Source organism: Fusobacteria bacterium ZRK30 (assembly GCA_024628785.1).
GTDB lineage: Bacteria > Fusobacteriota > Fusobacteriia > Fusobacteriales > Fusobacteriaceae > Psychrilyobacter.
Genome location: CP102405.1, coordinates 1,801,394 through 1,822,867, shown reverse-complemented (window position 1 = coordinate 1,822,867; position 21,474 = coordinate 1,801,394). Strand labels below are relative to the sequence as shown.

Genomic DNA, 21,474 nt, shown 5'->3' with positions numbered 1-21,474 from the left:
AACTATATTTTTTTCAAAAAAAGTTAATTTTTATCTGAATTCTCTGCTATAATAATCTGTATTAAATTTATTTTAGGAGGTACATCATGAAAAATATAGATTTTGACTATCTATCGAAACTTTTTGTAGATTATGGTCTTAAGCTTCTATACGCAGTCATAATATGGATTATAGGGAAGTTTGTTATCAGTAAATTAATGTTGTTAGTGGATAAAAAAATGGAGATTACGAAAACAGAGATAACTCTGAGAAAATTTTTACATTCTATTGTTAATACACTCTTATACACTTTTTTATTTATTGTTATAATTTCAACTTTAGGGATTCAAACAGCTTCTTTTGTTGCAGTATTAGGTGCGGCTTCTTTAGCAGTTGGTTTTGCTCTTCAAGGAAGTTTAGCTAACTTTGCAGGGGGAGTATTAATTATCCTATTTAAACCTTACAAAATTGGTGATTTTATAGAAGCCAATGGAGTAAGTGGGACGGTAGTAGAAATTCAAATTTTTGCCACTCTTTTAAATACAGTAGATAACAAGAGAATCGTTATTCCAAATGGTAAATTATCCAATGAAACTCTTATGAACTACTCTAAAAACCCAACAAGAAGGGTAGATATTACCTTTGGTGTAGGATATAATGACGATCTGGATAGAGCAAAGGCAGTATTAGTTGAAATAGCCAAATCTCAGGAAAAAATCCTAAAGAATTCAGATATTTTCGTAGAAATAATAGAGTATGGTGATTCAGCGGTAAATATTGTATACCGTGTTTGGTGTAATACTCCAGATTATTGGGCTGTATATTTTCAATCTATGAAAATGGCAAAAGCTGAATTTGATAAGGCAGGAATATCAATTCCATATCCACAAATGGATATTCATATGGACAAGTAAAAAAATATAAGAATAAATAAAAATCAGGAGAAATACTCCTGATTTTTTATTTTTAAAAAAGCAGGCAGATTATGTTTAATTTCTCTATCTCAGAAAGGGTGTTCCAAACTTGTTTTGGTTTTCTTTCATCCTTTATTTTTAAATTTTTTTTATTTTGTTGGTCTTTTTTTAATGGGGTTTTATATTTTACTTTAGTCTTCATTCTCTCCTCCTCATTCAAATAACGGATATAATTTTACTATAGTTATTTTAACATTTAATAAAATTATATTACCGACAATTGTCGTAAAAATACTATTTTTTTAATCCTTAAAAACTTCCAATTCCTTCATAGATTCATAGGAATATTTTTTAAAGGATTGAAAGATATATGAATAGAGAAAAGCACTAATGACTCCTTGAATTAATATTGTCCAGTACAAATTTGGCATTTTAAAATAAAAATCAATAAAAGAAAATGTCATAAATTCTAAGACTATTATTGTAAAAGTGCCACTTAAAAGATAACCAAACTTATAATTAGAATCTTTGGCAAACTTAACTATAACTATAATACTTCCAAATCCTTTGAAAAATTCTAATATATTAAGGTTAGTAGAAGAACTTATTGAGGGTTCAATTGTTGTAATGAATAGGTCCATTACTGTAAAAAAAATCATAATACCTAATACAGAAAGATCCATTTTTTTCTCCTTCATCGATTCTCCTCCTAAAGTGTTGTTTCTTAATAAAATTTTGAGTATCTATAACAATAGTAATATAACTTAAATTTTTATTTATATCAACTTAATTTTATCTATTTAAACATCCTCCTCTGGGTCTTATCAGAACAAGAACAAGAACAAGGACAAGGATCTTCATTTACTCTAATACTTTTTTTCCCTTCCGCAAGAAGAAGTTATTCCTCCCTCATATAGGTTTTTTCAAAGTTCTACTCTTTCGACACCAGTAGTCTGAGATTTTTCAGTTTCTATAAAATTTAGATAAACGCTTCCTTTATTAATGATTTAACCTCTAATTAAATTAATTACCCACCTATATATTCATTATAAAATACAGCTAAAAAAAATATGAATCAGATTAATATGTTGAAATAATAGAATTCATTTTACTAATGTTTTATAATGACATATAATTATATTAAATTCAAATTTTTACTATAGATCTTTTGTAAAAGATTTAGTTTATAAAAGCAAAAGTATTGAAATAGAAAAAATTAATTGTGGAGGAGAAGAAAAAATGAAATTATTAAAAGAAAGTGCAAGGATTAGCTTAAAGCTTTTGAAGATAATGCTGCCTATAAGTATTTTAGTAAAGGTCGGAAGTAATTTTGGAATAATAGATATCCTTTCTAAGACCTTGTCCCCATTGATGAAAATAATGGGACTTAGCGGGGAGATGGGGATTGTATGGGCAACAGCCATGATAACCAATATATACGGTGGGATATTGGTATTATTTACCATGGCACAAAATAATGCATTCACAGTAGCAGAGATAACCATAGTGGCCAGTATAATTTTATTTGCTCACTCCCTTCCGGTAGAGCTTAAGGTCATATCGGAAACAGGAGCAAAACCCTGGAAAATTTTGAGCATAAGGGTATTGTGTGCTGTAATAGCGGGAGGATCTTTAAATTTATTATTTAAATTTTTTAACGTCTACCAGGAAACAGCAGTCTTTAGGTTTACAATAAAGGAGTCAGATTCAGGAATTACAAGTTGGATACTGGGGGAGCTAAAAAAATATATAACAATATTTCTTATTATATTTATTCTTTTAGCCCTCATGGAGGGGTTAAAAAAAATAGGTGTCATAGACTGGATAAATGACAAGTTCTCTCCGGTGATGTCTTTTCTGGGAATTGATCCAGGACTGTCACTGACATGTATAGTTGGTCTTACCATGGGAATCAGCTATGGGAGCGGACTCATCATAAAAGAAACAAGGGAAGGAAACTATAATAGGAGAGATCTATTTCTGGTGGCCGTATTTATGAGTCTTTGTCATGCCCTTATAGAAGATACCCTTCTGATGATCCCTTTAGGAGCAAAGATGATAGGTATATTCTGGGGGAGGATATTTTTTGCGGTAATATTTACGCTGGTATTTAACAGGGTAATGCCGAAAGATGAGGTAAAACAAGTAAAAGTGGAATTAGAAAAATAATTTTATTTTATAAGCAGATCTGCTGTAAATAAAACAAGTAAATTTACAGGATTATTATAAATTTTTTGAACTATTTTATCTGCAATTATTTGATTGATTATAAAATTTATATAAAAAAATAAAAAATGCAACTTTTTTTTAATTATAAAGTCTATATAAGTATACTATTATAAATAAAGGAGATATTATACCCATGGAAAAAAAATTATTGAAGGTTTGGGAAGAATTAAATACCCAATTATTATTTTTTATAAAGAAAAGAATAAAAAATAAAGAGGATGCAGAGGATATTCTTCAAGATATCTATATTAAACTGCATAAAAATATTGACTCACTCAATGATGAAAAAAAAATAGTATCTTGGATATACCAAATAACCAGGAATACCATAAATGACTGCTATAAAAGATGTTATAGACTGAAAAAGGTGGAATTTGAAGAACATCATATAGAGATGACCGAGGAAGAGGAAGATAATTTAAATGATGAGATATTGGTCAGCATGAAAAAAATTATAGAGGAACTTCCTGTGGATTCAAAGAAATTAATTAAACTGTATGAATTCGAAGATATGAGTCACAAAGAGATAAGTAAGAGATTAGAGATCAAGGAAAATACATCTAAATCCAGGTTGAAAAGAGCAAAGGAAAAGTTAAAAAATCAGCTGGATGAGTGCTGTGTTTTTCAAATAGACAAGTTTGGAAATATTTTAGACTATAAAAAAAGATAAAACTGAGTAATATTTTTGACAATAAAGAATCGGCTAAATACTAGTAACTCGGAGCAGATCTAACATTATGAAAACTTTAAAAACAGTAAATTAATTTGCTGTTTTTTTATTATCCAATAAAAAATATGCAACTTTTTTTATTCATTGTCGTCTATATAAGTGTTAAGAAAAAAATGTTAAAGGAGATGCAATTATGTTTACTTGGTTAGATACACAGTGGGTTAAGTTAGTTGAAAATGTCTTTGGGTTATCGTTGGAGTCTAAATTAGGAGAGGTAGTTTTTTATTTTTTACATGCAGCCAGCATGATAATAATTCTTTTAGGTTTAGGAATTTTTATAATTTCAATCATCAGAACTTTTATCTCTACATCTAAAATTAAAAGATTTATGGAGACTCATAAGGGGGTAAAATCAAACTTGATGGCCTCTTTATTAGGAGTAGTTACACCTTTTTGTTCTTGTTCCAGCGTACCATTATTTATAGGTTTTATTGAATCAGGGATTCCCACAGGAGTAGTTTTTTCATTTCTGATAACTTCTCCTATTGTAAATGAAGCTGCTTTTATTATACTTCTCAGTATATTCGGTTGGAAAATTGCTACTATATATGCAGTTTCAGGAATAGTAATAGGTGTTGTGGGGGGCCTCATCATAGGAAAATTAGGGGTTGAAAAATATATTGAAGAATATGTGTATAAGATGCATCTAGATCAGACTAAAGAACCTGTATATAGAGGGAAAACAAGATTAATATATGCGTGGAAGGAAACTAAAGATGTGGTTGGGAAATTATTGCCATATATTATTGTGGGGATTGGGATAGGAGCAGCTGTTCATAACTGGGCACCTACTGAATTTTTAGGTAAATATGGAGGAGCTGATAATCTTTTCGCTGTACCATTTGCAACATTAGTAGCTATTCCTCTCTATACAGATGCAGCAGGGATTATTCCTATAGCAGAAGCGTTAATAGCAAAAGGAGTTGGAGTTGGAACTACAATGGCATTTATGATGGCAGCAGTGGCTCTGTCATTACCGGAGATGTTGTTATTAAAAAAAGTTATCAAGGTTCAGCTGATTGGAATATTTATTTCAATTGTTGGGATTGGTATTATGGGTGTAGGGTATTTGTTTAATGCAATAATATAAATTAAAATATAAGGAGTGAAAATATGTCATTATTAAAGAAGATTCTTGGGAAAAAAGATACAGGGTGTTGTTTGGTAGATTTAGATAAGGAGATAGATAAAGTCAAAGAACAGAAAGAACCTAAAAAGAAATCTTGCTGCACCTTAGACTTGGATAAAGAGATTGCTGCTGCTAAATTGAAATAATATGTATGAAACTTTAAGAAATTAATCTATCTTGTTTCTCCTGAGCTCTTCTAGAAACTGTTCCTGTAGTATAGGGGGCAGCTTAAAACCTAAAATTAAAAGGGCTCAATCCAATGGTATTATTGATGATGAGAGGTGAAAAATAGAAAAGGCTACTGAGCACCCTAAAGGGGTTGAAAGTAGCCTTTTTTTTATTTTAAATACTCCTTATATTTTAGTTTAGTTATTTATTTTAACAAAGTTAGTTTAAAAAAGTAGTGGCATTTGTCGCCTATCTTTATAAATACAAATGCTATATTAATCTATAAATATCAAAAAAAAACTAAAACTTGACAAAACAATAATTAGGAGTGAAAATGGGATTATATATTAAAGAAATTACTAGGATATTTTACATCAAAATAAATTTTATAATTTAAATTTACAATTCAAAAATTAAAATAGTACTCTGTTGGTTTTATGGTGGAAAAGGAGAAATTATTATGAATTTTAACAAAATAAATAAATTTATTAAAAGTAATTATAGAAGGGTTAGTTTATTAAATAACAGGAGAAATAAAGAAGAGTGTCATAAATTGATGAGGGAAAAAGATATCCTTTATTTTGTAAGGGAAATTACAAAAGCTTTGGTCTCTACCAGCTCCATAGAGCAGATGTCAAAAATAGTATATAATTTTTTGAGAGATAGCTATGGAGAATGTACTATTGGAATAGCAGTTAATTATCCCAAAGAAAAAAGAATTTCTGACTGTTTTTTCTTTGAGAAAAATGAACGATTAGACTTTGAGGAGATCCTCTATAGTGAAGGGAGTGCAAGTAAATTATTAAAAGCAGTTTTAGATAAAAAAGAATATATCTATGAAAAAAATACAAGGGAAGGTCCTGCAGTTTTTATCGGTAGAATTCCAACAGCGACTTATTTTACACCTTTGATAATAGAAAAAGATGCAATTGGAGCATTTACTTTTCAGATCTATGAAAGGGATACTTTTTCAATAGAGGAGATAGAGGTATGCAGGGAGTTAATTCCTTTTATGAGTATTGCTCTCAATAATACCCTTCAAAATAAAAAAATATTAATGGCAAATAGAATTTTAGAGAAGTATTCTAAATATGATGATCTTACTGAGATTTATAATAGGAGATTTTTTTATGAATCCTTTGATAAGGTCTATAGAAAATCTATTTTAAAAAATGAAAAAGTTTTCCTCTATCTGATGGATCTGAATAATTTTAAGGGTGTCAATGATAACTTCGGTCATTTTGTAGGGGATGAAGTTCTTATGAAGGTTGCTGAAATTTTGAAAAAATTGTTTTCTAATAGGGGAGAGATTGGAAGGTATGGAGGAGATGAATTTCTCTGTGGAATTACTAAAGTTTCTAAAGAAGAAGCGCTGGAATTAGCGGAAAAAGTTGTGGAGGAGGTCTGTAACTTAAATATTTATTACAATAATTTTGGCGGGAAGGTTGGGATCAGTATTGGGATATTGGAGTTAGGTTCGAAAAAAGACTTAAGAGACTATTTTATGCAGTTAGATAAAAATCTGTATAGGGCAAAGAATTCAAAGAAAAAAACAATATTTATCTCTTAAGTTAGAGGAGGGATATAAAGTTGTTATTTTATTAATTTAAGTGTAGTCCTAAAATTTCAGCATACCGAGAAGGCCTAAAAAGGCTTCTTGGTATGTTTTTTTATTATTCTAGGTATGCTCACTCTCGAAGTATTACATTTTTTTTTCTAAATATTTCTTATATTCATTGAATTTTTTAAAATCCTTTATTGAAACAATTCCTCTATTCTTTGTTACTATGTCCATCTTTTCTAATTTTTTCAAGAGCCTTTGAAGGTTTCTAAGGTTCATATTGAGCCCTTTAGCTAATTTTTTTGTATTTGATGTTTTTATGGTTTTTAGATGCTCTAAAGCTTTAACTATAAACTCTTCATCAGAGTATAAGGCCTTCCCTAAATAATGACTGCTCTCTCTGTATTTTTCTTTAGTAGTCATAACAATAAGTTTTCTTAGAATTTCATCTTTTTTCTCTATTTTTAAACTTATCAGTTCAAAAAATGGAAGATAAGCAATCTCGGAATTTTCTAATATATGCATATCCATTCCAAATTTTGTTTCAAGTTCATTTTTATTTTTATCGATAAAACATTCACCAATACCAATTATATCTCCTGGGAAAAAATATCTATAGAACTCCTTCCCATCTATAGTATATGAGATCAATTCAACCTGTCCTTTTACTATATAACAAGCTCCTAATTTATTATGGAGGATATCTAGTAGAACATCTCCTTCAGTAAATTTCTTTATTGTTATAAAATCCTCAAATTTTGTATCTATAAGCTCTGTTAAATTTAGTTTTGAAAGTATATCTGACGTTATCATGATTTAAACCTCTTTATGATTGTATTTTTTAATTGTGGTTTCTAATTTAATTTTATATTAATTTAATTAGAAAATCAATTTTTAAAGTAAAAATATATTATTAATTTTATGATTTCTAGCGACAATTGTCACTTAAAAGAAAAAGTTAAATGATAAAATAGTCATCGATACAAATTAAGTAATTTAGGGAGGAAAAAATGAAAAAAATAATTTTAGTAGTTTTTATTTTATTGTCTGCATTAAGTTTTTCAGAAAATGAGATGAACAAAAGAAGAAATGAGCAAGATTATAAAATTTCTTTAGGATTCATGGGAGGATATGGGAGTAAACTTTATAAGAACGATGAAAAAAATACACGTTATGTTCCTATTATAGGTTTAGTCAGCAAAAATTTTTATATTTTAGGTACTGAAGTCGGTTATAAAAAAGAATTAAATTCTCAAACTTCTATTACTGGATTTTCACAGTTATTTGGTGGGCTTTCTTTACAAGGTATTGGAGGAGTGATTGGGGGAACGCAACTCAATAATTCAGATATGGAAAAGGGTTATAAAGGAATCAATGACAGAAAAACACAAGTAGAATTTGGACTTAGATTAAGTTATGAGACAAAATATCAAGATATTAAACTCCTAACTGAAATAAGAGGAGGAGAAAGAGGTAACTCAGGTAAAATATCTATAATCAGACCTATTTTTATAACAAAAAAATTCTTGGTTATTCCTCAGATCAACCTCACATTATTAGATAGCGACATGGTTGATTATTATTTCGGTATAACTGAAGATGAAGTTAATAATCCTAAAAATACAGAATTAAACCAGGTCTATAATCCTGATGATTTTGAGCTTGCTTCATCAGTTGGCCTAACGGCAAAATATAATTTCACATCAAAATGGTCTATGTTTACAATAGCAGAAATACAATATATAGGAAATGAAATTGGAGACTCTCCTATTGTTAATAGTCAAATAAATTATTTTATGGGATTAGGCTTGAGATACGATTTTTAAAAAATTACTGTATTTAGACTAAATCCTATGATTTATCAGAATTAACCTGTATTATGATATAATGAAACATATTTTAAAGGGGAGCCTTTAAAATTAAGGTAAGAAAGAATAGAAATGTTTAGATAAAAGGGGATAAAAGATGAAAAAAATAGTGGATAAAAATATAAAAATTGTATCTCTGGATTTAGATGATATGGGATCTATAGATCAACTGTGCAATGAATGCGAGGATTATTTTTTAATGGTTAACGGTGCTATTCATACAGAAGAAGATACAGAAGAAATACTGACAGCTCTGCCGCCGGAGAAAGAATTTAAAGACAAGTTTGTGTTAGGAGTCTTTTATAGGGAGGAGCTGGTAGGGATTATAGACCTTATAAAGGATTACCCTGTAATAGATCAATGGATCATCGGATTATTTCTTTTGAAGGAAAAAAATAGAAATAAAGGGGTCGGAAAAATAGTTCACAATGCTTTAATTGAGATGGTTTTAAAAGGCAGTGGGAAGTCGCTTACACTAGGGGTTGTTAAAGACAATATTAAGGGGTTAAAATTTTGGGAGAACCTGGGTTATAAAACTATAAGAGAAGCAGATGTAACATTAAAAGATAAAGTCAAGAAAGCATATGTAATGGTACTGGAATTAGTGTAGATTAAATATTTTTTTTATCTTAATTTTTCTAAATAAAAATAAATTTGATACTCGTGAATAGAATAAAAAACTTAAACCTAGGGGTGGAACCCTTAGGTCTATCTTTATCTCTTTCTCAAATAATGGGGATTAGAAATAAGGAAATTCAAAATATCTCCTCATATCCCTCCTAAAAACTTCCCATTGTGCTTATCTCAGCTGCTGAAACTTCTTAAGTGAGAGCTCATTTATCTATTGGTACTATTACCTTAGAGAGGTTAATAGAGAGGTTAAAAATTCTTTAGTCCACTGAAAATACTAAAGGTCCATCCAGTGGACTTATTTTAGGTTGAAAATAGAGTAAAAATATACTAATTCCTTTTAATTTAGAATAGATCTCCACTCCACTAAAATTTTCAGATCAACTCTTTCGATTGATTAAAAACCCCTCTTAAATAAGTAAATATACCATTAAAAATTCAGGGGAATCACCTACCGATTACTAAGGGAATATTGATTTTATGTAGGGTTTGTAGTATAAAGTATATAGGAATACTTTAAATTTAGTCATAAAAAAAGAGGTGTAAACCATGAAAAAAATACTGTTACTGCTGTTATTATTGATATCAGTAATTAAAATAAGTTTAATTGGTTATAGAAAATCAATTGATCAAAGTCAATCATATGAACGAAATATGAAACCTGAGAGACATTTTAAAAATAAATTAAAAAATGCAGAAGTTATTGGATACTGTGAAAATGGAAAGGTTATGTTTAAAGGGAATTATAAAAATGGGAAAAAAGATGGAGAATGGCTCACCTATTATAAAGGTGGAGAAATCAAACTTAAAGCAAATTATAAAGGCGGGGAAAAAGACGGAGAATCAATCGCTTATTATGAAAATGGAGAAATTAAACTAAAAATGAATTATAAAGATGGGGAAAAGATTGATTAAGGGAGGAAAAATGAGCACATATTTAAAAAAATTAGAATTAAAGGAACCTATTGAAGTTTTTCATTTACTTCAAGATGCAGCCAATGGTGATTGGGAGTCACTAGATTCTATAACCCTAGATGAATTCCAAAAATATTTAGAGGACAGATATAATGAGGATTTAGGAATTAACTTAAAGAAGGGAAGGATACCCCAGACAACTTATTTGCTCTATGCAGATGGAGTACCTTGTGGGATTATTCGTATAAGAAGAGAAATAAATGAATTTCTACTTAAACGAGGAGGGCACATCGGATATTATATAAAAAAAGATTATAGAAGAAAAGGCTATGGAAAAAAGATGCTCTCATTGTGTCTGGATCTATTAAGAAAAGAAGGGATGGAGAAAGTATTAATTACATGTAGTATTGATAATATAGGTTCTCAAAAGATAATAGAAGATAACAGAGGAGTTCTTGAGAATATAGTAGAAGAAACTAAAAGATATTGGATAACGATTAATAAAGAGGTGTGAAATATGAAGAAAATTTATTTATTCAGCGATTTTAATAACAACTTTCCAAAGGAGATAGGAAAAAACTTGAAAAATGATATAAATATAGATAACTTTGTTTTTATTCCAACTATTCCTGGAAACACAGATATAAGCAAAAAATATTTTGATTTAACTAAGAAATTATTTAAAAATATTGGAATTGACTTTAAAAATTCTATTTTACTGGATAGAAGATATTCTTCTAATGAAGCCAAAAACATAATAAAAAATGCTACGACTGTTTTTCTGAGTGGTGGCGATACATTAAATCAATTTAAATTTATCAAAGAATATCAATTGGAAAAAGTACTGGATGAATTTAATGGTGTCTTAATGGGGTTGTCTGCTGGGGCCATTAATTTGGGAGAAACATCTATGGTATTTAAAGATAATCTAGACAGTTCTAATAAGGTGTATGATGGCTTTGGAATCAGTCCAATTACTGTCATTCCTCATTTTGAACCAACCGAGAGTGATCTCAATGAGAAATTAACTGAATTATCAAGTGATCATTTAATTTTTGCTATAACTGATAACAGTGCAATAAAAGTAACCTCAACTTTAGAGTTTTTTGGTGATATCTACTTATTAGACAGAGGGAGAACATTAAAATTAAAATAAAGTTTATATCGTTTTTACAAAAAATGTAATTCAAAATAAACCTCAATAGTACTTTATGGTACAAGAAAAAGCTCTTCTAGATTAAGATATCTAGAAGAGCTTTTTTAATAAAAAATTATTTTTTATCTAAACTCATTTTTCCAGGTCCAATTAGCATTAGAGCAATTAAAGCTCCTAAAATTGGGATAGCGCTAAAAAATAAAAAGTTAGGTGGCATTCCTTCTGAGAATTTAAATGGTGCAATAATCTTTTGTATTGTAACTATAACAGTTGAAAATTGCATCAATGCTAAAATAGTTGAAGCCAGAGAAGTTTTCCATCCAATTATGATCATTACTCCGAGCAGTATCTGCACCCCACCTAAAAAATAGATATAATGAGATACTGCCATGCCTTTATAGAACATTGGGTATACCATATTTAACATGGGTTCATGACTAACAAATTTTAAAATACCAAACACTAGAAAAAATATACCCAGCCCTAATCTCAACATAAAAATACCATAATCACCTTTCTGCATTTTAACCTCCTTTTAATCGATAAAAAAATAAATTAAAAATTTATAGAATATACACAAATTGCAATTAATTTCCTTCTTCAAAATGCAGTAATTATTACCATAATTACTATGTATCTTAAAAATCATTTACTTTAATTCTTTTTATAAATACTGATAATGAATAGAAAAAAATCTAAGTTTTTCGCTATTTAATTTTTATTTGAAAATTAATATTTTATAATAAAAACATTTTTTATTCACTTACAATATATTTTGTGTTAGAATTGTTTTATTATCAAATTAAAAGGGGGTATCATTTTGAAAAAAAAATTAATGTTATTGGGGGCAGGTGTATTAATCTTTTCCCTGACAGCATGTGGATTTAGAGGCGAAAAAGATTATAGCGGGACATATAAGGGGATATACTGGAAGGGCCACTCTAAGGGTGTCACTGAAAAAGAAGCTAAACAAAAAATCGAAACAGCTTTAACTTTGGAAAAGGATGGAACAATTTCAGACGTAAAAATAGATTTTTTAGTTTTAAAAAGTGGCAGGTGGATAGCTAGAAATAATCCTGAAGCAGATGTGTCAGTAGATTTTTCAATAGATCCTGTAAAAGCTACTCCAGGTCCTGAATATAAGAAAGGAATATCTATGTTTGATATAAAAACTAACGACAAAATGGGATTTTATGCTGTAGCAGTAAATGGTGATGGAACAGTGGCTCTTGCAATAGTAGATGCTGTTATTCGTTACCAGCTGGAAGCCAAGTTTAAACCGGGGTTTGATTTCAATTCAAAATTTGAGGATCTGACTATTAATAAAGAATTAGTCCCTACGGTAAGAACTTCAAAAAGTGGAATGTTAAAACCAAAAGAATGGTCTAAATTAGAAGGGAAAAGTTTGTATGCAATACATCCTTTTAATAACGTAATTAAAGAACGGGGGATTTTAAAGGGAACGGATAAAGATTCAACTCTTATTGAGGTTCTTACTGCTTTAGGTGTGAGGTTTAACAACGGAGTTCCTGAGAAGATGGATGCTAAATACGGATTCCATTCTAACGGAGGCTGGAAGGGGAATTATAATGCCATTGGAGAATATCTTATTGGTAAAAATGTCAATGAGATAAAGTCATTAATAGACTGGTCTCCTAAGAAGTACTCTGGAGCTATCAATAAAAATAATTATTTTGGAATAGATATAACTGCCGGTGCAACTAAAACTGTTCAAAATTCATTTGACGGGATAGCTGGATCTACAGTGCGTATGTCACGGGAAAATACATCTTATATGGATGCGTTGGTAAAAGCCGGTGTTCTTGATGAAAAAGATCTTATTAAGGGCCGTTTTTAAAAGAAGAAAGTTTTAGATAGTTTAGGGGGGATTTAAGAATGAAAAGAATTGAAAATATTAGGCAGAAGTTTCTAATAGCATTTGTTTGTATTGCAGTATTTGTAGTCCTTTATGATAAGGTTACAGCTCTGCCCGAATACGAGGGAAAAGGCAAGGGTTTTTTAGGGGAGGTCAGAGTCAGGGTTACTGTGGATGGAAAGAAAATTAAAAACATTATAGTAACAAAACACGGGGACACTCCTGGAATAGCCAAAACAGCTATAAATAGTTTGATCCCGGAAATTATTTTGAATCAGAGTTTAGAAGTGGATACTGTTGCAGGAGCTACCTATACATCTAAAGGAATCAAAGAAGCTGTAAGGGAAGCTGCTGTAAAAGCAGGAGTTAATTTTAAATAAAGAGATGTTTTTTTTTATGCTTCTACAAAGATAAAGATAGTTGATTATACTTTTTTTATAAAAAAAATTAGTTAAAAGAGTAACAGATGTTACCGAAAATTAAAATTAAATTTGTTACAATATTTTTGAATAAAAAATTAAAATATATCTTAATAAGGAGATGATAGAAATGTTATATATTTTATATTATACAGAAACAGGGAACACAGAAAAAGTAGCTTTAAAACTTAAAGAAAAACTTGATAGTGCAGTAGTAGAAAACATTAATAATTTTGATTCTGATATTCTCAAAGAGGAGGACACTCTTATATTAGGTTGTGCCGCTTATGGAGATGAAGAACTGAGTCTAGAAATGGAAACATTTATAGATAATCTCAACTATAAATTAAAAGGGAAAACAGTAGGGCTATTTGGTAGTTATGGTTCAGGGGATGAGTCATGGATGGATAAATGGATAGAAAAAATAGAAGGGTTAGGAGCTAAAGTTATAGGGAATGGATTAAGAGTTCAGAGAGATTCTATAGAGGAAACTCTTTATGAAAGATATTCGATTTTTTTTTAAAATAATAAAAAATTGTAATTAAAAATATATTTTAATAGTTTAAAAGTTAATAAATATTTGAAGAGCTCCTAAATTAGGAGCTCTTCTTTTAGGTAAAAAAAATCTGAATTAGCAAGAGTACTTGAAATCTTTAAAATTAATTTTTAAGCAATCATACTAACGAGCTGCTTAAATTTATAAAATAGAAGGATATTTTGTATTTCCGTGATATATATTTAAAGTATTTATTTTATTATCTATTGGAATTTTGTCGAATGATTTATTTATATTAGAATTAAAATTATAAGAAAAATAGAAACAATTTCTATTTCAACTTATATCTCATTAACGAGGAGGAGTTATCATGAATTTAGTATCAAAAGAAAAACTTGAAAAAGAGGCTTGGAAGTTTTATTTAGTAATTCCTTTATGGTTGGTTTATTTCTTTATATATATTCCTCTCACAAGATAATATTTTTTCTTTATATTTTTTTTATAGGGAATATCTATCTGTTTCATGGAATTTTTTCTAATATTGATAATAAAAAACTTTATATTATATTGCAATTAAAATTATAAGAAAAATAGAAACAATTTCTATTTCAACTTATATCTCATTAACGAGGAGGAGTTATCATGAATTTAGTATCAAAAGAAAAACTTGAAAAAGAGGCTTGGAAGTTTTATTTAGTAATTCCTTTATGGTTGGTTTATTTCTTTTTTCTTCCTAAAATATATTCCTCTCACAAGATAATATTTTTTCTTTATATTTTTTTTATAGGGAATTTCTTGTTTTGCTTATTGGGTTATCTGTTTCATGAAACTTGGCACGAATATCTTTCTAATATTGATAATAAAAAACTTTATTATATTTATGGGATATTAATATTTATGGATCCACAAATTTATAGAATTGTACACGGCTCTCATCATTCAAAAGTTCATACCTATGATGATATTGAGTTTTATCCTATAGGAGAAATTAAGCACCGCACCTTTAAAATATTCTATCGAATATTTGAATTCATTATTGGAGCCGCTTTTATTATAGGGCTTCAATCACTTATATTACCAAATAACCCCAAGACAAAACAAAAGTTTTCTGTATTTTCTCATCTGATTTCTATCTTTTTAATATTATGTATCTATTCTACTATAGCTGCATTATCTATAATATTTTTTAAGATTGAGGTCACCCAATTAATTATATGCTACCTTTTGAGTATCTGGATGCATTCATTTTTTTTACATCAATCTCAATTATCAGAGCATGGATTTTTACTTAAGGAGGGGTCTTATAAAGAAAGAAGCTTGATCACGCGAAACATAGCGCCTTTTGGTTTTGTTGAAAAGTTATTCTTAATACTTACCCATAACGACCCTAAAGAACATGTTTTTCATCATACTCTCCCTGGAGAATACCTAAGACCTTTTCCAAATACAGTACCACTACCTAAAGAAGCAAATATAGTTACCTTAAAAAAATATTTTAAACTTATGTTAAGGGGAATAAGCGGGGAAGATTTATCAGAATAATTTTTTTAGCAGAAGAGATCTATCTTAAGTTTTATGCAAATCTTCAAATTAGTGTAACAGCAACTACACTAATTTGGAGATTTTTTTATCGATAACAAGTCCCATGAAACTCTGAAGTCAAATCTTCTAATCTTCACAAGTATTAGAAAGAATTTTAGAAAATTTATTCATAGTAAAGAAAAAACCTCTCAATTCCTCAACTGTCAGTCCATTTTCATTAAGAAATGTTAAAAATTCTTCCCTACCACCTGGTCTTAAATCTAATGTTTTTAAAGCTATTTCAGATAATTTAATAATTTTCTTATTTGAAATAGACTCTCTAATTATGAACCCTTTAGATTCCATCTTTTTAATAGTTTTTGATATATAACTACTATTATATGGTAAAAATTGAGAAAGCTTTAAAACGTATATATATATATTAGGAATTAATAGAATAGATATAGGAGTTTCGTAGAAGAATTAGATCTTTTTTTATTTCGATGAAAATAATTGTGTCTCATGGTCTGGGACCAAGGTGTATGATTATTTTGATTTTTAGAATTAAAAATAAATTAAGGAGTGAGTTATGATAAAAAAAGTATTATTAGGAGATCTAGGAGCAGCGAAAACAGAAGCAAATGAAATTAGAAGGGCAGCTAATGAACATAAAATTTTAGCAGATATAGCACTGGCAAGAGGATTATTGACCAGGTATGATTATGATAAGACTATTGGTATGGTAGAAACAATATTGAGAAATTGTAAGAATGGATATCTAAAAGAAATCCAAAGTAAGGCTGTCTTAGAATTTATAGATGAATTAAATAGAGGGAATAATAAAATAAAAAAAAGCTTTAATAAAATAATAAAAAAAAATTTATTAAATATATTTCATTATCTTCGATAAAAAATAAATTGAATCAATCAAAGTAATCGAGAGTTTACTAATTTTATTCTTTTGTCTGGAAATTTCTTAGAATTTTGTCCACGGTTAGTTAATTAAAAAGGAGAATTCATAAAAATATTTTAGGATGTCCAGAAAATCTGCAAATAAAAAATAGTTCTTATGATAATTTTAATACAATAAAAAATTATGAATCTTTATTATTTCAAGTATAGGTTTAAAATTTTAGCATGTCAAGTAAGCCTTTAAGAGGCAGCTTGGCATGTTTTTTTGCTTTATTTTGGGATTTCATCAGCATACATTGTTGAGAATCGACCTTAGATTTCACCTGCAATTTTCAGGTAATATCTCTATTTTTAATAGTTATTTTAATTGCTAGATACATTATAATAGTACAATATCTTCAATCTTTTATATGTTTATAATATCTCTTCAGACGTTATTTTCAATGCCCAAACAAATATTATACCAAAAAAAAATAAAAAAAACAATTAAAGCTGGTAGAACTATTGAGCCTATTTATAGTTTACAATTAAGAGCGAAAGCTTTATACAAAAAGGTTGGGGGGAGTGAGGAATATGAAAAGGAATAACGAAAATGCACTAAAACGTTTTCTAAAGAGAAAAAAACGGATAACAGAGGCATTATTAATAATATTTCTCATAACAGGAGGAGTTGCTTATGGAGAAAGATTAGTGATAGATGACAGTAACAGACCGGAAGATGGGATATACAATATCTCATCAGATGAAATTTATGACGGAGTAGATATAACTGTTCCTAATGTGACATTAAATAATAGCGGAAGAATTATTGTGACACCATTAGTTGTAGCGGTTCCGGTGATAATGGGGAAAGAAAATGGGGTATATGGAGAAGTAGGAAATAATACAGGAGTAATAAGCGGAATGGTAAGAAATACAGGAGCCTCCAACGTATTCGGGAGTGGAAATGGGGTATATGGAGAAGTAGGAAGTAATACAGGGATAATAAGCGGAATGGCAGATCTTTCAAACCTCTCCGCACGCGGGAATGGAGGTGGGGTATATGGAGAAGTAGGAAGTAATACAGGGGTAATAAGCGGTATGGGAGATTTTTCAGACACCGACGTACTCGAGAATGGAAATGGGGTAAATGGAAGCCTAGGAAGTAATACAGGAGTAACAAGCGGAATGGTAAGAACTGGAGGATACTCCCCTATGGCAATCAAAAGTGGAAATGGAGCATATCTAACTGTAAAAAGAAATGGAAGTCATAATGCAGGGGTAATAAGCGGTATGACAGATGTAATTGGAGATGATGACAACAGATACGGAGAAGTAAGCACAATCTCAAGTGGAAATGGAGTAAGAGGAGTATTTGGATATGGAGATGAAGATGGAGAAGGAAGTAATGATGGCACTATTAGAGGGATGTATAGAGGAGATTCTGGAACTTATTCGAAAGATGGCGCTATCTTTAAAGACTTTGAAATGATAAAGTCTTCAGGAAACGGTATTTTGGTTGAAGGAACATTTTATAGTAACTTTAAAAATAGCGGACTTGTAGCAGGAAGTGAGAGTGCAGTTGCTATGGATGATGCAGACTATCTTACAGGAAGTATTACAAACTATGGTATATTTGCAGGTCGTGAGATCATAGGAGATGGTAGTGAAATAATTGCTCATGAAAGACCTATAGATGATATAGTTGATTATGAAGTATATGGAGGTCTTACAGGAATAGAAGGGTTGACAGAAGATCAGTACAAAAACTATGGGATAGAGATAAAATTTAATAACGATGAAAATAGAACTATAGGAGGAATAACCAATGGTTCTGGAGGAACAATGGATATCAATGGAACTACCTATACCATATTAAACGCAGAGATATTTCCTACAGAGAACGGGGCAGACAGCCATCATCTGGTAGCTGCAGATACAGTTTATGAGAATTACATAATAAATGGAGCAGGAGTCGGGACAGGAGCTTTAACCCTTGATAATAGTCAGGTAACACTGGAAAACTCTATAATTAACGGATATGATAAATCAGTTACACTAAATGGAGAATCTACACTAACAGCTACAGACACTATATTTAATGGTGGAGGGATAGGAAAATGGAACGACAGTGGAACTCCAGATGATAATACAGATGATCTTTTAGAATATACCAGTGTAATAGAGGGAGATAGTGGTAATAATACCCTTAATTTATCAGGTGAATCTATAATAAACGGAAAGGTTGACCTGGGAGATGGAATAGATAACTTAACAATAGCAAACACAGTACAGATAAACGGTGATCTCTATGGGGGAGCTGGAAAGGATGTATTAAACCTAGGTGATGGAACTACCACTGCTGTCTCTACGAAAACAGAGGAAGTAAATAGTGGAATCCATCTATTTCATACAATAGGTGGATTTGAAGAGATAAAAATAAAAGGGATAGCCACTCTGTATGAAACAGCTAAGGTAGAAGGGGGAGAAAGTATCCATATAGAGAAAAACAGCAGTCTTAATCTAAGGGTAGACCCTACAAAAACAGATGATGATAACAAAGTCATAGGACATGCATTATATGATAGTGGAGCGACAATAACTGGAGAATCAGGAGTTGGAATGTCTGTAGAGGGAGACACAAGTGGAGGAGTACTGAATTTAATTACTAGTGGAATGGGAGATGGAGGCACTATCTCTATGGGAACCACTACTTTAGACGATGAATTATATGTAAGAACAGATTCAATACTAAGCAGAGCTCAGGTAGATGGAAGTGATGTAACAGTAGTAGTAGGAGATGGATTAGACTGGATATTTGGGAATCCTACAGTAGAAAGACCGGTAGTAGATCCAATAGATCCAACAGATCCAACAGATCCAACAGATCCAACAGACCCAACAGACCCAACAGACCCAACAGACCCAACAGACCCAACAGACCCAACAGACCCAACAGACCCAACAGACCCAACAGACCCAACAGATCCAACAGATCCAACAAATCCAGATAAACCGAAAGTACCTCAGTGGGCTATTGACAGCCACTATGAGAAATTAGATTTAATGTACAAAAGTGTATTTTCTAGTGATGATACAGCTATTCATATAGATGCTCTTTATCCTACAGTAAATAGAAATGATAAAACAGAGGATGAAGCAGGGGAAAATTTATTAGTGCTCCTAAACGATATCTTTATGGCAAATCCATATGGTTATGCAGCGAGAACTTCTAAAGACAGTATGGGTCTTTTTAACGAGATGGTCCTTAACAACCCATTCAGAGCCAATGAAGGAAACTGGATGATCTACGGCGGGCTGACATTTGGAGGAGACGATTATGATTCAGGGTACAAAAACCATATAAAGGGTAATTATTATGGATTTGATGATTATGGTATAGATATTAATACAGATAGTGATATATACGGAGGATATGCTCTTGCAGAATACGGACTAAGTAAGGATACATCTATTGGGTTTATTGCAGGAGGAGCAAATAGTAATACAAGTATATCTAATGGGTCAAAGATAGATGGAGATAGTATCTATGTAGGAGGGTATACAAAAACAGAGAAAAACAACTTTAGATTAATAGCGGGATTAGGATATCAATATGGAGATTACGATACAATCAGGGTAGCAGGAAACAGCTATCAAAGTAACAAATATGAAGAGGAGATATCAACAAATGGATTTACAGCATATGCAGGATTAACTTATGACTATGCAATAAATGATAAATGGTCGTTAGAACCAAAAGTTAATTTGTCTTATGCCAGAATAAGTCAAGAATCAGTAGAAGAAGAGGGCGCTCTGAGTATAGAAACAGATAAAGAGTCATTTAATTACGTAGATACAGAGTTAGGAATGGATTTAGTAAGAAACATTCTATTTGAAGATGGAGAGGGAAAAGTTAAATTAGGAGTATCTTACGTTTATGCTTTAGATGGCAGTGATAATGATTATGTAACCGGAAGATTTCAGGGAGGATCGGATTTTGATATCTTAGTACCAGAAAGGGAAAAGGGAACAGTAAAGATAAAGGGATCTTTTGATGTAGAGCATAATAATGGAGTAATCTATAGTGTAGGAGGAGGATATCTTCCTAGTGAAAATAGAGATGAATACTATGCAAGTGTAGGAATAGGATTTAAATTTAATAATTTAAAAGATTTCATCCCTGCAAAAACTAGTAATACATCAAATGTAAAAAAAGAGATCAAAACATCAACGGTAGTAGATACTATTGCTGATGTAAAAACCGAAACCCAAGAAATTAATAACACAGCAATAATAAATAATATAAGCGGCTTTAATCTAAACTCATCTAAACTAACAAGAGAAATGGAAAAAGAACTGGATAAGGCCGCTTTAGAGATACAAAGGAAAAAGTTAGAAGAAATAAAGGTGACAGGTCACACAGATAATACAGGACCAAAAGCTTTTAATGAAAAACTATCCTTAAAAAGAGCAGAATCAGCTAAATCACAATTATTAAAGACCTTACCAGAAGTAGAAATATCAACAAAGGGAGAAGGGAATAACCAGCCTCTAGAGAGTAACGATACTCTAGAAGGAAGGAGAAAAAACAGAAGGATAGAGATACAGTATTAGGACACTAAGTTAAATGATATAGGAGACTTTATCCCAACCGGGGTTAATAACTAGCTAAATTTAAAACAAGGAAATTAATCTACCCTTAAGAAGGAAAATCATTGAGGGAGAGACATTTGCTTTTAATTATTAAGGATCTGTCCCATATTTTGTGAAAACCTTCAAATTAGTGTAAGCTACAATTACATTAATTTGGAGGTTTTTTTATGAGAAAAAGAAGAAATGATTTATCCCCTGATGAATTAGCGCGAAAAGAATTAATTAGAGAATATCTTAGTAAAACACCTAATAATAGTTTAGATTTTAGTACATTAATTTTTAGAGTTTACACAAAACTTGCAACAGTCCCATTATTAAGAGGGCTTTCTTTGTGAA

The 21,474-nt window shown here is 30.3% G+C and carries 23 protein-coding genes; 18 read left to right on the top strand and 5 right to left on the bottom strand.

The window, feature by feature from the left end:
* The first annotated feature begins 86 nt into the window (after positions 1-86).
* Complete coding sequence (locus NRK67_13915; protein UUV18372.1) at positions 87-893, top strand: mechanosensitive ion channel; 807 nt, start codon at positions 87-89, stop codon at positions 891-893.
* A gap of 52 nt (positions 894-945) precedes the next feature.
* Here the strand turns inward: NRK67_13915 and NRK67_13910 are convergent, their stop codons facing one another.
* A complete protein-coding gene (locus tag NRK67_13910) occupies positions 946-1,095 on the bottom strand; it encodes a hypothetical protein (protein UUV18371.1) in 150 nt (49 codons plus the stop codon).
* Between the two features lie 100 nt (positions 1,096-1,195).
* On the bottom strand, positions 1,196-1,591 hold the full coding sequence (locus NRK67_13905; GenBank protein UUV18370.1) for a hypothetical protein: 396 nt from the start codon (positions 1,589-1,591) through the stop codon (positions 1,196-1,198).
* A 541-nt stretch (positions 1,592-2,132) separates the two neighbouring features.
* Here NRK67_13905 and NRK67_13900 point away from each other — a divergent pair.
* The 5 genes from NRK67_13900 (at position 2,133) to NRK67_13880 (ending at position 6,719) form a co-directional block, all read left to right on the top strand.
* Complete coding sequence (locus NRK67_13900) at positions 2,133-3,062, top strand: hypothetical protein (protein ID UUV18369.1); 930 nt, start codon at positions 2,133-2,135, stop codon at positions 3,060-3,062.
* 193 nt (positions 3,063-3,255) lie between these two features.
* A complete protein-coding gene (locus NRK67_13895) occupies positions 3,256-3,792 on the top strand; it encodes a sigma-70 family RNA polymerase sigma factor (GenBank protein ID UUV18368.1) in 537 nt (178 codons plus the stop codon).
* Between the two features lie 193 nt (positions 3,793-3,985).
* On the top strand, positions 3,986-4,942 hold the full coding sequence (locus tag NRK67_13890) for a permease (GenBank protein ID UUV18367.1): 957 nt from the start codon (positions 3,986-3,988) through the stop codon (positions 4,940-4,942).
* Between the two features lie 23 nt (positions 4,943-4,965).
* Complete coding sequence (locus NRK67_13885; protein UUV18366.1) at positions 4,966-5,127, top strand: hypothetical protein; 162 nt, start codon at positions 4,966-4,968, stop codon at positions 5,125-5,127.
* A 482-nt stretch (positions 5,128-5,609) separates the two neighbouring features.
* Positions 5,610-6,719, top strand: a complete 1,110-nt coding sequence (locus NRK67_13880; GenBank protein UUV18365.1) for a GGDEF domain-containing protein — start codon at positions 5,610-5,612, stop codon at positions 6,717-6,719.
* A gap of 132 nt (positions 6,720-6,851) precedes the next feature.
* Here NRK67_13880 and NRK67_13875 read toward each other — a convergent pair whose 3' ends face one another.
* On the bottom strand, positions 6,852-7,523 hold the full coding sequence (locus NRK67_13875; protein ID UUV18364.1) for a hypothetical protein: 672 nt from the start codon (positions 7,521-7,523) through the stop codon (positions 6,852-6,854).
* Positions 7,524-7,720: 197 nt separating this feature from the next.
* On the opposite strand from NRK67_13875, the gene NRK67_13870 reads away from it, so the two are divergent.
* The 5 genes from NRK67_13870 to NRK67_13850 all read left to right on the top strand — a co-directional run bounded on the left by NRK67_13870 (position 7,721) and on the right by NRK67_13850 (position 11,279).
* Positions 7,721-8,536 (top strand): MipA/OmpV family protein, encoded by an 816-nt coding sequence (locus tag NRK67_13870; protein ID UUV18363.1) that lies wholly within the window; start codon positions 7,721-7,723, stop codon positions 8,534-8,536.
* Positions 8,537-8,675: 139 nt separating this feature from the next.
* Positions 8,676-9,188, top strand: coding sequence for a GNAT family N-acetyltransferase (locus tag NRK67_13865; GenBank protein ID UUV18362.1), 513 nt, complete (start codon positions 8,676-8,678; stop codon positions 9,186-9,188).
* Between the two features lie 569 nt (positions 9,189-9,757).
* Positions 9,758-10,123, top strand: a complete 366-nt coding sequence (locus NRK67_13860) for a hypothetical protein (protein ID UUV18361.1) — start codon at positions 9,758-9,760, stop codon at positions 10,121-10,123.
* 10 nt (positions 10,124-10,133) lie between these two features.
* A complete protein-coding gene (locus tag NRK67_13855) occupies positions 10,134-10,637 on the top strand; it encodes a GNAT family N-acetyltransferase (GenBank protein UUV18360.1) in 504 nt (167 codons plus the stop codon).
* 3 nt (positions 10,638-10,640) lie between these two features.
* Positions 10,641-11,279: a Type 1 glutamine amidotransferase-like domain-containing protein gene (locus NRK67_13850; protein ID UUV18359.1), complete on the top strand. Its 639-nt coding sequence runs from the start codon at positions 10,641-10,643 to the stop codon at positions 11,277-11,279.
* A 115-nt stretch (positions 11,280-11,394) separates the two neighbouring features.
* Here the strand turns inward: NRK67_13850 and NRK67_13845 are convergent, their stop codons facing one another.
* Positions 11,395-11,802: a DoxX family protein gene (locus tag NRK67_13845; protein ID UUV18358.1), complete on the bottom strand. Its 408-nt coding sequence runs from the start codon at positions 11,800-11,802 to the stop codon at positions 11,395-11,397.
* A gap of 297 nt (positions 11,803-12,099) precedes the next feature.
* Between NRK67_13845 and NRK67_13840 the strand changes: the two genes are divergently transcribed.
* The 4 genes from NRK67_13840 (at position 12,100) to NRK67_13825 (ending at position 15,612) form a co-directional block, all read left to right on the top strand.
* Positions 12,100-13,137 (top strand): hypothetical protein, encoded by a 1,038-nt coding sequence (locus tag NRK67_13840; GenBank protein ID UUV18357.1) that lies wholly within the window; start codon positions 12,100-12,102, stop codon positions 13,135-13,137.
* Between the two features lie 38 nt (positions 13,138-13,175).
* Positions 13,176-13,535 carry an FMN-binding protein gene (locus NRK67_13835; protein UUV18356.1) on the top strand — a complete coding sequence of 120 codons (360 nt, stop codon included), beginning with the start codon at positions 13,176-13,178 and terminating at the stop codon, positions 13,533-13,535.
* Between the two features lie 169 nt (positions 13,536-13,704).
* Entirely contained in the window at positions 13,705-14,097 is a 393-nt protein-coding gene (locus NRK67_13830; protein ID UUV18355.1) for a flavodoxin domain-containing protein, read from the top strand.
* 615 nt (positions 14,098-14,712) lie between these two features.
* Entirely contained in the window at positions 14,713-15,612 is a 900-nt protein-coding gene (locus tag NRK67_13825; GenBank protein UUV18354.1) for a fatty acid desaturase, read from the top strand.
* Positions 15,613-15,738: 126 nt separating this feature from the next.
* Here the strand turns inward: NRK67_13825 and NRK67_13820 are convergent, their stop codons facing one another.
* Positions 15,739-15,957, bottom strand: coding sequence for a hypothetical protein (locus tag NRK67_13820; protein ID UUV18353.1), 219 nt, complete (start codon positions 15,955-15,957; stop codon positions 15,739-15,741).
* 223 nt (positions 15,958-16,180) lie between these two features.
* On the opposite strand from NRK67_13820, the gene NRK67_13815 reads away from it, so the two are divergent.
* From NRK67_13815 to NRK67_13805, 3 genes are all read left to right on the top strand, one after another.
* Positions 16,181-16,501 (top strand): hypothetical protein, encoded by a 321-nt coding sequence (locus tag NRK67_13815; GenBank protein UUV18352.1) that lies wholly within the window; start codon positions 16,181-16,183, stop codon positions 16,499-16,501.
* Positions 16,502-17,076: 575 nt separating this feature from the next.
* Positions 17,077-21,099: an autotransporter domain-containing protein gene (locus tag NRK67_13810; GenBank protein UUV18351.1), complete on the top strand. Its 4,023-nt coding sequence runs from the start codon at positions 17,077-17,079 to the stop codon at positions 21,097-21,099.
* A 206-nt stretch (positions 21,100-21,305) separates the two neighbouring features.
* Entirely contained in the window at positions 21,306-21,473 is a 168-nt protein-coding gene (locus NRK67_13805) for a hypothetical protein (protein UUV18350.1), read from the top strand.
* Position 21,474 lies beyond the last annotated feature (1 nt).